Source organism: Sandarakinorhabdus sp., from assembly GCF_041689835.1.
Lineage (GTDB): Bacteria > Pseudomonadota > Alphaproteobacteria > Sphingomonadales > Sphingomonadaceae > Sandarakinorhabdus.
Map to the genome: position 1 here is coordinate 1 of NZ_JBDNFM010000242.1, position 12,432 is coordinate 12,432.

The following is a 12,432-nucleotide window of genomic DNA, read 5'->3' on the forward strand; positions in this document are numbered from 1 at the left end:
GCCGCCGCGCTGGGCCAGCGCGTTGCTGCGCTGAAAGACTCTGGGCGCGATAGCGGCCGCGATGCCCGGCTGATCTGTCTGGAATGCAGCGATGATGTGCTGATCCGGCGCTTTTCCGAAACCCGCCGCCGTCATCCGCTGGCGCTTGATCGCCCCGCCATCGACGGCATCCGCGCCGAACGCGAATTGCTCAGCCCACTGCAGCGCTGGGCCGATCTGGTGATCGACACCACCGAATTGTCGGTCACCGATCTGCGCGCCCGCATCGCCGAACGTTTTGGCGGCGGTTATTCGCCCGGCCTCACCGTCACCATCCTCAGCTTCGGTTTTTCGGCTGGCCTGCCGCGCGATGCCGATCTGGTGTTTGACATGCGCTTCCTCACCAATCCGCATTGGGATGCGGCCTTGCGCCCCCTCACCGGGGAGGATCCGGGAGTCGCCGCGTTTGTGGCTGCCGATCCGCTTTATGCTGCCACCTTGGACAAGATCGACGATCTCATCCGCACGCTGCTCCCCGGCTATGCGCGGGAGGGCAAGGCGTATCTCACCATCGCCATCGGCTGCACCGGCGGCCGCCACCGCAGCGTTGCAGTGGCGCGGGCGCTGGCGGCGCGGCTGGCGGCGGCTGGTCAGAATGTGGCGCTGGTGCACCGTGACATCACAAAACAGGCGGGCGATGCCGCCGTGGTCGCAGGCCCCCCATTGACAGAATCGCCAAAAAGGCGTGACGGCGGCGAGCAATGATCGGATTAGTACTGGTAACGCATGGCCGCCTGGCCGCCGAATTCGTGGCCGCGATGGAACATGTCGTGGGCGCGCAATCGTGCGTGGAGCCGATCTGCATCGCAGCCGACGACGACATGGAGCTGCGCCGCGCCGATATCGCTGCCGCGGTGGCGCGCTGCAACAACGGCCAGGGTGTCATCATCCTCACCGACATGTTCGGGGGCACCCCGTCCAACCTTGCCATCTCGCTGCTTGCTGCCCAGGTGGAGGTGATCGCAGGCGTGAACCTGCCGATGCTGATCAAACTGGCCAGCGTGCGCAAGAATTGCACTGTCGAAGCCGCCGTGCAGGCCGCGCAGGATGCCGGGCGCAAATATATTGCCGTTGCCAGCCGCATGCTCGGCGAGGCCGCTTGAGCCAACGTGCCGGCCCCGTAACGGTGCCGATCACCAACCGGCGCGGACTGCATGCGCGCGCCAGTGCGAAATTCGTCACCGTGGCGTCCAGTTTTGATGCCGAAGTGACGGTGAGCCACGAAGGCTCGTCGGTCACGGGTACCTCGATCATGGGCCTGATGATGCTCGCGGCCGCCATGGGTGACAGTATCGAGATCAGCGCCGCTGGCCCGGATGCCGAAGCTGCGCTGGCCAAGCTGGCAGGCCTGGTGCTGGACAAGTTCGGCGAGGATTGAGCGGGGGCGGGGTTTCGCGCGCGCCCATCGGCGCCAGCGCGCATTGCCCCACGCGTTCGCAATCGCCATGCTGCTGCCATGCGCCATCTCATTTCGCTTCTCGCCATTCTCGCCGGTCCGGCGCTTGCCAAACCCGATGCCGATACCAAGGCGTGGCTGGCCCACACCGCGCAGCTCAGCAGCGATGCGATGGAGGGGCGTGATGCTGGCAGCCCCGGCCATGCCCGCGCCATTGATCTGGTCGAACGCTGGTTCAAGGCGGCACGGCTGCAACCAGCCGGCGAGGGCGGCACGTTCCGGCAGACGGTGCCGCTGCACGAAGTGGCGGTAACCGCGGCGGACATGCGGGTGGTTGCGCCCGATGGCAGTGCCGCGCCGCTCAAGTTCCTGCACGATATCACCCCGCGCCCGGCCACCGATTTGCCGGCGACGCTGGCGGGCGCGATGCGGTTTGCCGGCTATTGCAGCAAGCTTGAGGCCGGCCCGGAATTGAAGGGCAAGATCGCCGTTTGCTATGGCAGCCGCCGCGCTGGCCGGGCGCAGGCCGCCGAACGGCTGGCCGCCGTCTCCGCCGCCGGCGCCGCCGCGCTGCTCACCATTGATGACGCCGGTTTTGCGATGGAGCCGCCGCGCTGGCCCGATGCCTATGCCCGCGCCGTGGCGCACGCTGGCGCGGCGCTACCAGCCGGCCTGCCGCAATTCCGGGTGAACGGCGCGGCGCTGGCGCGGCTGATTGCCGGCTCGCAGCGATTGGCTGCGGCGATCCTCACCGACGCCAGCCTGCACCGCGATCTCGAAAGTTTCGATTTGCCTGGCCGTTTCGAAGCCAGGCTGACCACGGCGCAGCGCAGCTTCACCAGCCAGCAATTGATCGGCCTGCTGCCCGGCACCGACAAGGCAAAGGCAGCCGAATTTTTGCTGCTCGGCACGCATATCGATGGTTATGGTTTTGGCGAACCGGTGAACGTCGACGGGCTGTACAACGGCACTCTGGATGATGCCGGCTATGTCGCGCTGCTCGCCCGGCTGGCGGAACGCCGCAAGGGCAAGGGTTTTGCGCGGCCCGTGCTGTTTGCGGCGTGGACGGCGGAGGAAAAGGGCCTGCTCGGTGCGCGCTGGTGGCTCGCGCATCCGACGGTGCCCAAGGCGCAAGTGGTGGGCGTGATCAACCTCGATCAGTTGCGCCCGCTGTTTCCGCTGAAGGCGCTCACGCTGCACGGCCTTGGCCAGAATACGCTGGCGGATACGGCAAAGGCGGTCGCGGAAGGGCTGAAAATCGAAATCCGCCCAGACCGTGAGCCCGAACGCAACCTGATCCGCCGCGTCGATAGCTGGCCGTTCATGGAAGCCGGCATCCCGGCGGTGAACTTCGTTTTCGCTTACAACCCGCGCACCGAGGAAGAGCGAATCTACCGCGACTGGTACAACCGCCGTTACCACCGCCCGCAGGACGATATTTCGACACCGATGGACCTCGATGCGGCGCGGGATTTCAACCGGTTTTTCTATGCGCTGGTGGAAACGGCGGCGAATGGCGCGGCAAAGCCGGTGGTGAAAAGCGTACCGCCTTCCCCTTGAAGCCTTCGTCATGCTGAAACAAGTTCGGCATGACGAGGGGGGGGGAGGTGATAGTGCACCCGCCCCTTCACTCCCCCGGTCGGTACGTCTTCTCCACATGTCCCTGCAATTGCGCATTGGTGAAGTACACACTGCGGAAATCATGCGCCCGGTACCGTTCGGCCTGGTCGCGGAAGTGCGGGCTGGCGGGGTTCGCGTTCAGGCCGCCGGCGTGGACGGCGCGGGCTTCGGGGCCGTCCTTGCCGAAGCGCACCACGGCGACGAAGCTGTTGCCATAGCTGCCGTACCAGCGTTTCGTGCCCACATCCGGCCGCGCGCCAAAGCTGGCGAGGCTGCCCCAGTTGCCGCTGGCGAAACCGATCGGGGTTGAAGGCAATTTGTCGTCATAACTGGCGGTGATGTTGCCGGTGAGGCGCTGGAAGCGGTTGATGTCGCCCCACGGCACATCCCAGCTGCCGAAATCGCCGGCCAATTTGGCAACGGCTGCATCGAGTGCGGCCAGGCGATCGGCATCCTGCACCTTGGCGCCGGCGAGATAGGCCACGATGGCTTCTTCATCGAGCTTGGCGATGGGGCCAAAGCGCTTGACCATCTCGTCCCCCCAGAACATGGCGAGGCTGGTCGGCACCGAGGCTTCACCGCTGCGGAAATCCCAGGCCTTCAGCGCGGCGACGGGCGCTGCCAGACGGGCTTTTTGCGCATCGGCGGCAGGCAGTGCCTCCCACGCTTTCACCACGCCGGGGATCGTATCGGCAAAGCCCTGCAGGTAGGGATCATAAGCGGCGGTGAGCAGGCTGGTGAGATCGAATTTCTTGTCACCGCTCAGCAGGCGCAGCGCGTTGGGGCCGCGCGGGTTTTCGCCGGCGCTGTCCATATAGCGCGCAAACGCCGCCTGTTTCGGGCTGTCCGGCCCCGCCGCGGTCCACGGCCAGTTGTTGACGTTGAAGGCAAAACCGCTGCCGGGGTTCATCACGCTGGGCAGTTGATCAAGGCTGTGTTCGCCCTGCCAATCGGTGGCGGGATCGCTGCCGTCGACGGGTTTGCGCCAGTCGAACCTGGTGTCGCGGACGGGAACGAATTGCGGGTGGAGATAGGCGATCTCGCCCTTGCTGCTGGCAAACAACGTGGCGTTGGACGAGTTGGCGCGGCGCGACGCGACCTTCAGATAGCTGGCCAGATCGGTGGTCTTGGTGCGCAGAAAGCTTTGTTCGAGCGCCGCCACCGGCCGATGCATGAGGGCCACCGCGATCCATTTGCCGTTGTCGGCGCGGATCACCGGGCCGTGGTGCGAACGCCAGGTCGTGAAGCTGCGGCTGCTCATTTTGCCATCGGCGGCCTTGAAGGGGACGCTGATGCGCTTTTCAGCCAGCGGCCGCCATGTGGTGCCGTGCAGATAGTGATATTTGCCGCCGCGCCGTTCGACGGTGAGCGCAAATTCGTCGATATTGTCGACGCCCGACGATGTGTGCATCCAGCCGGTGTTGCGGTTGAAGCCCTGATAGACGAAGAATTGCCCCCAGGTGCTGGCGCCGTAGGCATCGAGGCCCTGGCCGCTTTCGACCTTGGCTTCGGAGCGGAAATAAAAGCTGGTGTGCGGGTTGATCAGCAGCAGGGCATCGCCGCTCGTGCTGCGGCCGGGGGCGAGCGCGAAGCCGTTGGAGCCGAGCGGTTCGGCGAGTTCGCTGCCCAGATCGATGGCGGACAGTTTCACCGCCTCGCCGGTATAAAAGCTTTCGAGACGCGCGAGGTTGATGCTTTCGATGTCGCCGCCGATGCTGCCCTCGGAGAAGCTGAGCGCCATCCACGGTTCAAAAAGGGTGATGACGCGGGGTTTCACGGCCGGGTGGCTGGCGAGATAATAGTTGAGCGCATCGGCCCACGCGGTGCTCAGCGATTTGAGCCAGCCGGGGGCGGCGGCATATTGCGCCTTCAGTTCGGCGGGATCGATGAACAATTTCATGCGCAGATCGCGCCAGATGGCGGCTTCGCCTTCGGTTTCGGCGAGGCGGCCCTGGGCGTTGATGAAGTTGGTTTCGACGCGGCCCCAATCGTCTTCGGCCTGGGCGTAAATCATGCCGAACACGGCGTCCGCGTCGGTTTTACCCTTGATGTGGGGGATGCCGAAATCATCGCGGGTGATGGTGACGGCGGATTTTTGCTTTGCCCAGCGGGCGCTGTCAGGTGCGGCGAGCGCCGGCGTAACGAGGAGGGCGGTGAGGAGAAGGGTGCGCAGGATCATGCCGCAACGCTAGTCACCGCATCTCCCTTCGGCAAGAGCGCAAGGCCGGCGGCGCTGACGATGGCTGCGCCCGAAAGATACCAGCCAACCGCGCCGATGCCATATGTGCTGGCCAGCGCCTGCCCGATCACGGGCGTAAGGCCGCCGCCGATGATGCCGCCCATGTTGAAGGCCACGCTGGCCCCGGTGTAACGCACCCGCGCCGGGAACAGCCCGGGCAGGAACGCCCCCAAAGGCCCATAGACAAAGCCCATGACAAACAGGCTGAGCGCCAGAAACGCGAACACCCCGCCGGTGCCGGCCTGCATCATCGGGCCCATGGCCGCGCCCACGCCGATGCTGGCGATGCTGCCCAGCATCAGCACGCGCGCCGGGCTGGTGCGATCCGAAAGCCAGCCGGCGATCAAGATGCCGGCGGCGAGGAACAGGATGGCGCCCAGTTGCAGTTGCAGGAAGGCAGCGCGGCTGTAGCCAAGCTGCGTGGTGCCGTATCCCAGCGCAAACGCGGTTGCGATGTAGAAGATGGCAAAGCAGGTGACGGCGGCAGCGATCCCGCACAGTGTGGCCCGGCCGTGGCGGCGCACCAGTTCGGCCAGCGGCACGGCGGGCGGCTTTTCGTGGGCGAGCATGGCGGCGAAGGCTGGGGTTTCAAGGATGGTGAGCCGCACCCACAGGCCGATGCCGACCAGCAAAATCGACCCCGCAAACGGCAACCGCCAACCCCAGTTGAGAAATTCGCCATCATCCAGCCACAGGCCGAGCATCAGGAACAGGCCATTGGCAGCGATGAAGCCTACCGGCGCGCCCAGCTGCGGGAACATGCCGTACCGCCCGCGCCAACCCGGCGGTGCGTTTTCCACCGCCAGCAGCGCCGCGCCGCCCCATTCGCCGCCCAGCCCAAAGCCCTGGCCGAAGCGTAGGGCGCACAGGATGATCGGCGCGGCCACACCGATGGCGGCATAGGTGGGCAGGAAGGTGATGGCAAAGGTGGAGCCGCCCATCAGCAGCAACGACGCCACCAGCGTGGATTTGCGGCCCAGCCGGTCGCCGTAATGGCCGAACACCAGCGCGCCGATGGGGCGTGCAACGAAGGCGACGGCAAAGCTGGCAAAGCTGAGCAGCAGCTGTAGATCGGTGTTGTCCGACGGGAAGAACAGCGGCCCGAACACCAGCGCGGCGGCAGTGGCGTAGATATAGAAATCATAGAATTCAACCGCCGTGCCGACGAGGCTGGCGGCGAGGATGCGGCTGGCGGGGGCTGGCTTTACAGCCACGCTGTCAAAGCCATGGAGCCTTCGCATCCAGCGCCAGCATTGCGGCGGGCTGGTTGCGCTGCGAAACGATGGCCCACTGGTCGCCCTTCACCATCACTTCGGGCACCAGCGGCCGCGAGTTGTAGGTGCTGGCCATGGTTGCGCCGTAAGCACCAGCGGTCATGAAGGCGACGAGATCGCCGGCCTGCACATCTTCCATCTCGCGGTCTTCGGCAAAAGTGTCGCCGGTCTCGCAAATCGGGCCGACAACGGTGGCGGTGGTGCGCGCTGGCCCCTGCCGCACCGCCAATATGTCGTGCCAGGCACCATAAAGCTACGGGCGCAGCAGATCGTTCATGGCGGCGTCGACCACGATGAAATGCTTGGACGCGCCGGCCTTGGTCAGGATCACTTCGGATACCAGCACGCCGGCATTGCCAACGATCATGCGGCCCGGTTCGAACATCAGCTGCCACGGCCAGCCAGCGGTGGCGCGGGCCACCATGGCGGCATAATCGGCTGGGCTGGGCGGGGCCGGCTGGTCGCGGCGATAGGGCACGCCCAGTCCGCCGCCAACATCGACGCGGCGGATAGTGTGCCCGGCGGCTTCAAGCTCGCGTGCCAGTTCGCCCAGTTTGCGGATCGCATCTTCCACCGGACCAAGATCCGTGAGCTGGCTGCCGATGTGGGCAGCCAGGCCCACCGGGCGCAAGCTGGCGTGCGCAGCGGCTTGGGCAAAGGCGGCGGGCAGGCGTTCCCACGGGATACCAAACTTGGCGTCGGCACCGCCGGTGGAAATCTTGGCCATCGTTTTGGGATCGACCGCTGGGTTGATGCGGATGGCGATTTCGACCACGGCGCCTTTCGCGGCAGCAACGGCCGCCAGCATGTCGATTTCGGCTTCGGATTCGACATTGAATTGCAGGATGCCGGCATCGACGCCCGCGGCCAGTTCGGCGCGGGTCTTGCCAACGCCGGAAAACACGATGCGTGTTGCCGGGACGCCGGCCGCCAGCGCGCGCGCCAGTTCGCCGCCGGACACCACGTCGGCACCGGCACCCAGCCGCGCCAGCGTCGCCAGCACCGCCAGATTGGGATTGGCCTTGACCGCGAACGCCACCAGCGGATTGCCGTCACCCAGCCCGCTCACGGCAGCCTGAAACACGGTGAAATGGCGTTCCATCGTGGCGCTGGAATAGCAGTAGAACGGCGTGCCGACTTCGCGCGCCAGCGTTTCCAGGCTGATGCCTTCGGCGTGCATGACGCCATCCTGAAACTGAAAATGGTCCATGGCGGGGCGTTATGGCCGGCGCGGCGGCAGGTTGAACGGATCGTTGCCGCGCTCGTTCAGCGGGCCCTGATTGTCGTCCACGCGCTGCGGCACGGCCTGCGGATCAAGCTTGAGCATTTCCTGCGGCGTGGCGGCGCGGATTTGCGTTTCGGCGCGTTGCGGCGCAGCGCGCCCCGCCAAGGGTTCCAGCGCGCCCTGCTTGCCGCAGGCCGCAAGCAGCAACAAAGCTGCGACGGCGATTCCCCGTGCCATCACAGCTTTGCCCTTGCCGCCGCGATGGCGCTGCGCACGTTGGCCGGCGCGGTGCCGCCAAAGCTGGTGCGGCTGGCCACGCTGGCTTCCACGCTCAGCACATCACGCACCGCCTTGGTGATGCGCGGATCGATGGCGCTCAATTCGGCGTCGGACAGGCCGTTCAGGTCCGTGCCCCGGCCTTCCGCGGCCTTCACGCATTTTCCAGTTATTTCATGGGCTTCTCGGAACGGCACACCGCCCACCCGCACCAGCCAATCGGCCAGATCGGTGGCGGTGGAAAAACCGCTGCCGGCAGCGGCGCGCATCCTTGCCTTGTTGAACGTCACCGTCTGCACCATCCCCGTCATGCTCGCGAGGCACAGGCCCAGATCGTCGTGCGCGGCAAACACCGTCACCTTGTCGTCCTGCATGTCCTTGGAATAAGCCAAGGGCAGCCCCTTCATCACAACCGAAAGCCGGGTGAATGCGGCCAGGAAGTGGCCCGCCTTGGCGCGGACTAATTCTGCGGCATCAGGGTTGCGCTTTTGCGGCATGATGCTGCTGCCGGTGGACCAGGCGTCGGGCAGGGTGATGAAGCCAAAGGGCTGGCTGGCCCAGATGATCATTTCCTCGGCCAGCCGCGACAGGTGCAGGCCGGTCATGTGGGTGGCGGCCAGATATTCGAGCGCGAAATCGCGATCAGACACGCTGTCGAGGCTGTTGCGCGTCGGCCCGGCAAAGCCCAGCGCCTTTGCGGTCATCGCGCGGTCGATGGGGAAACTGGTGCCGGCCAGTGCGGCGGCGCCCAGCGGGCATTCGTCCATGCGGCGCAGCGCATCGGCAAAGCGGCCGCGGTCGCGGCCCAGCATTTCGGCATAGGCCATCAGATGGTGGCCAAGCGTCACCGGCTGCGCCACCTGCAAATGGGTGAAACCGGGCAGGATCGTATCGGCATGTTCTTCGGCGCGGGCCAGCAGCGCAGCCGTAAGGCCCTTCAACGCCGCATCGGCTTCAAGGCAGGCGGCTTTCACCCACAGGCGGAAATCCACCGCCACCTGATCGTTGCGGCTGCGGGCGGTGTGCAGGCGGCCGGCGGCCGGCCCGATGATTTCACGCAGGCGGGTTTCGACATGCAGATGGATATCCTCCAGCGCCAGGTTCTCCACCAGCTTGCCGGCTTCATATTCGGCGGCGATCTGCTGGAGGCCCTTGTCGATCGCGGCGACATCGGCGGCCGAAACAATGCCCTGCTTGCCCAACATCGCCACATGCGCGCGGCTGCCGGCGATATCCTGCCGCCACAGGCGTTTATCGACGCCGATGGAGGCGTTGATTTCCTGCATGATCGCCGATGGGCCGGCGCCAAAGCGGCCGCCCCACAGGCTGTTGGCCGCATCTGCCGGCTTGGGAGTCTCGCTGCTCATGGCCGCCGCCGATAAGCCATTGGCGCTTGCCCCGCAACCAGCAGCCACTGCGCCCGCCCCTGCTGCCAGTTTGATCGCATCGCGCCGCGTGACCGTCATTGCTGTGTCCCCTTTATTGGCGTTCGTGCCACAGTGGCTTGGCAGTCGCCACTGCGCTGTTTATCGGGGCGGCAACGGATGAAGGATCAAGATATGCGCAAGACGTTGCTGCTGCTTACCGCTCTCACGCTCGCCGGGTGCAACCAGGCCGCGCCGACTGCGCCCGAAAAGCCGGCCGCCGCCCCTGCAAAAGCCGGCGAAGTGCCGATCAACACCATCGACCGCAGCCACGCCGGCGAACCCGGCCCGGCGGTGGTGTGGGAAATGAAGGGCGGCACCAAGCAGAAGCTGGCCGATCATCAGGGCATGCGGATGCTGGTCAATCTGTGGGCAACCTGGTGCGCGCCGTGCATTGCGGAAATGCCGGCGCTCGACACGCTAGCCGGCGACGTGCCGGTGATGGTGCTGCCGATTTCGCAGGACATGGAAGGCTGGCAGGCGGTCGACAAATTCTGGGGCAAGGACAAGTTCAAGAATATCGAAACCGGGCTCGATCAGCCGGGGAGTTTTGCGGAGGCGGTAAAGGCCAAGGGGCTGCCGGTGACGATATTGTATGACGAAGCGGGCAAGGAGATCTGGCGCGTGGCTGGCACGCTGGATTGGGCGTCGGCGGAGGTAAGGAAGGCGATTGTGGGGTGAGGGGGCTCCACTACCGCGCGCGGAATCAGGAAATCCAGATTCCGGCTGTGGCAATGATCTGCCATGCGCCGCTCGGTTGGCGCTGCAACAAATAGAATGACCCGCCCCCGGCCTCAGGTCCAGAAATGCTGCTGGCCATCAAAACTGCGGTCGAGCCGTCCGCAGAAATAGCCGGCAGCGATACCTGAATAATGGTGGAAGGCCACAGGCCATCGTCGACCTTTTGCTGGGGCGGCCCGTCCTTGCCGAGTGGCTGTTCAATCGGAATGTGCCGCTCAGAGAGAAGGTCTTGCACCGATGGACAGCCTCGCCCAGCGGAATTCTGCTCCAACTCTTCGGCCGCATCGACAAGCGCATCAGCAGGCGGGCCGATGCTCTCGTTCTGCTCGGATCGGTATCGCCGCCAATCTTTGGGATTGGGGCCCGGAAAATCCAACTGCGGCTGGTTGCTGAACACGTATGACCTCGGGCTAAGCCCGATCAGCCATTGCCTGACGAACGCCTCCGCGGCTTGACAGGGCGCTGAAACTGATTTCCGGGGTGGAGGCTGAGGCGCCTGCCGGCACGCAGAAGTTGTGACCAACGCGAAGGCCAAGGCAATGCTGAGTGTCGGGCGCATGGCCCATGCTTTCGTTATTGGGCGATGAAGTCAAATGGAGTTGGGTTGGCGCTTGGGGGCGCGGGCGGCGGCAGAGCCGACGACTCCGCTTGGGGCGTCAAGTAATAGGAAAGGAAGAGCGTGGCGGAGCCACGCCGTCGGACGAGTCAAAAAAGGCGGCCTGTGGGGGCCGCCTTTTTCGCTCGCCGTCCGTGCGTTCGCGGAGTCGGTGGATAGCAAGCGCTATCCACGCGCCCGCTTACTTGTTCATCGCCGCAAAGAAATCCGCGTTCGTCGCCGAATCCTTCATCTTGTCCATCAGGAACTCGATCGCATCCGTTGAACCCATCTGCATCAGGATGCGGCGCAGCACCCACATCTTGGTGAGCGTGTCCTTGTCCACCAACAGCTCTTCCTTGCGGGTGCCGCTCTTGCCGATGTCGATGGCGGGGAACACGCGCTTGTCGGCGATCTTGCGGTCCAGCACGATTTCGCTGTTGCCGGTGCCCTTGAACTCTTCGAAAATCACTTCATCCATGCGGCTGCCGGTGTCGATCAGCGACGTGGAGATGATGGTGAGGCTGCCGCCTTCCTCGATGTTGCGCGCCGCACCGAAAAAGCGCTTGGGGCGCTGCAGGGCGTTGGCGTCCACACCGCCGGTCAGCACCTTGCCGGAACTGGGGACGACCGTGTTGTAGGCGCGGCCCAGGCGGGTGATGTTGTCGAGCAGGATCACCACATCGCGCTTGTGCTCGACCAGGCGTTTGGCCTTTTCGATCACCATTTCAGCCACTTGTACGTGGCGGGTTGCCGGCTCGTCGAAGGTGGAGGAAATCACCTCGCCCTTCACCGTGCGCTGCATGTCGGTGACTTCTTCCGGACGCTCGTCGATCAGCAGCACCATCAGATAGCATTCGGGGTGATTTTTGCTGATCGCCTTGGCGATGTTCTGCATCATGATCGTCTTGCCGACGCGCGGCGGCGCGACGATCAGGCAGCGCTGGCCCTTGCCGAGCGGGGCGACAATGTCGATCACCCGGCCGGTCTTGTCCTTGGCGGTGGGATCGCCGCTGTCGAGGTTGAGCTTTTCGTCCGGATAAAGCGGGGTGAGATTGTCGAAGGCGACGCGGTGGCGCACGGCTTCGGGATCGTCAAAATTGATCGCCGTCACCCGGTTCATGGCGAAATAGCGTTCGCCGTTCTGCGGCCCGCGAATCTCGCCATCCACCGTGTCCCCGGTGCGCAAGCCAAAACGGCGCAGGATCTGCGGATTGACATAGATATCATCCGGCCCGGCCAGGTAACTGGACTGCGCCGAGCGTAGGAAGCCAAAGCCATCGGGCATCACTTCGATGGTGCCGGAACCCATGACTTCGGTGCCGGCTTCGGCGGCGGCCTTGAGGATGCCGAAGATGATTTCCTGTTTGCGCAGGGTGGAGGCGTTTTCAACGCCCATTTCCTCGGCCATGGCAACAAGTTCGGCCGGCGGCGTTTTCTTGAGTTCTTGCAGATGCATTGTCGGTCTTTCGGCTTCGCGGCGGCGAACCCGTGGCTCGCAAGGCGCAGCGATGATGATGTGAAGCCTGCCGCACACCAGGACGGGCGCGAGCGAGACTGTGAATAAGCCCGCCGGGCGGCGGACGCAAGAAAACTCTGAGCA

The 12,432-nt window shown here is 65.0% G+C and carries 11 protein-coding genes and 1 pseudogene; 5 read left to right on the plus strand and 7 right to left on the minus strand.

Going from position 1 to position 12,432, the window contains the following annotated elements; genetic code table 11:
• The 4 genes from rapZ to ACESL8_RS12595 all read left to right on the plus strand — a co-directional run.
• On the plus strand, positions 1–744 hold a 744-nt coding region (gene rapZ, locus ACESL8_RS12580; RefSeq protein ID WP_372919383.1), incomplete at its 5' end, for an RNase adapter RapZ.
• A complete protein-coding gene (locus ACESL8_RS12585) occupies positions 741–1,142 on the plus strand; it encodes a PTS sugar transporter subunit IIA (protein WP_372919385.1) in 402 nt (133 codons plus the stop codon). The genes rapZ and ACESL8_RS12585, both read left to right, overlap by 4 nt.
• Positions 1,139–1,417, plus strand: a complete 279-nt coding sequence (locus ACESL8_RS12590) for an HPr family phosphocarrier protein (protein ID WP_372919387.1) — start codon at positions 1,139–1,141, stop codon at positions 1,415–1,417. Before ACESL8_RS12585 ends, ACESL8_RS12590 begins: the two co-directional genes overlap by 4 nt.
• A 78-nt stretch (positions 1,418–1,495) precedes the next feature.
• Complete coding sequence (locus ACESL8_RS12595) at positions 1,496–2,995, plus strand: M28 family peptidase (RefSeq protein WP_372919389.1); 1,500 nt, start codon at positions 1,496–1,498, stop codon at positions 2,993–2,995.
• Positions 2,996–3,062: 67 nt separating this feature from the next.
• Here ACESL8_RS12595 and ACESL8_RS12600 read toward each other — a convergent pair whose 3' ends face one another.
• The 5 genes and pseudogenes from ACESL8_RS12600 to argH all read right to left on the minus strand — a co-directional run bounded on the left by ACESL8_RS12600 (position 3,063) and on the right by argH (position 9,394).
• Complete coding sequence (locus tag ACESL8_RS12600; protein ID WP_372919391.1) at positions 3,063–5,234, minus strand: penicillin acylase family protein; 2,172 nt, start codon at positions 5,232–5,234, stop codon at positions 3,063–3,065.
• A complete protein-coding gene (locus ACESL8_RS12605; protein WP_372919393.1) occupies positions 5,231–6,508 on the minus strand; it encodes an MFS transporter in 1,278 nt (425 codons plus the stop codon). The genes ACESL8_RS12600 and ACESL8_RS12605 overlap by 4 nt, the downstream gene beginning before the upstream one ends.
• Before the next feature lie 4 nt (positions 6,509–6,512).
• Positions 6,513–7,778 (minus strand): annotated as a pseudogene (gene lysA, locus ACESL8_RS12610) (diaminopimelate decarboxylase).
• 9 nt (positions 7,779–7,787) lie between these two features.
• Positions 7,788–8,030: a hypothetical protein gene (locus ACESL8_RS12615; RefSeq protein ID WP_372919395.1), complete on the minus strand. Its 243-nt coding sequence runs from the start codon at positions 8,028–8,030 to the stop codon at positions 7,788–7,790.
• Positions 8,030–9,394 (minus strand): argininosuccinate lyase, encoded by a 1,365-nt coding sequence (argH, locus tag ACESL8_RS12620; RefSeq protein WP_372919403.1) that lies wholly within the window; start codon positions 9,392–9,394, stop codon positions 8,030–8,032. Before argH ends, ACESL8_RS12615 begins: the two co-directional genes overlap by 1 nt.
• Before the next feature lie 219 nt (positions 9,395–9,613).
• Here argH and ACESL8_RS12625 point away from each other — a divergent pair, with 219 nt between their 5' ends.
• Positions 9,614–10,174 (plus strand): TlpA family protein disulfide reductase, encoded by a 561-nt coding sequence (locus ACESL8_RS12625; RefSeq protein ID WP_372919397.1) that lies wholly within the window; start codon positions 9,614–9,616, stop codon positions 10,172–10,174.
• Positions 10,175–10,199: 25 nt separating this feature from the next.
• Here the strand turns inward: ACESL8_RS12625 and ACESL8_RS12630 are convergent, their stop codons facing one another.
• Both ACESL8_RS12630 and rho read right to left on the minus strand, forming a co-directional pair.
• On the minus strand, positions 10,200–10,631 hold the full coding sequence (locus ACESL8_RS12630; RefSeq protein ID WP_372919399.1) for a hypothetical protein: 432 nt from the start codon (positions 10,629–10,631) through the stop codon (positions 10,200–10,202).
• 400 nt (positions 10,632–11,031) lie between these two features.
• Positions 11,032–12,288, minus strand: coding sequence for a transcription termination factor Rho (gene rho, locus ACESL8_RS12635; protein WP_372919401.1), 1,257 nt, complete (start codon positions 12,286–12,288; stop codon positions 11,032–11,034).
• Between the last annotated feature and the right edge of the window lie 144 nt (positions 12,289–12,432).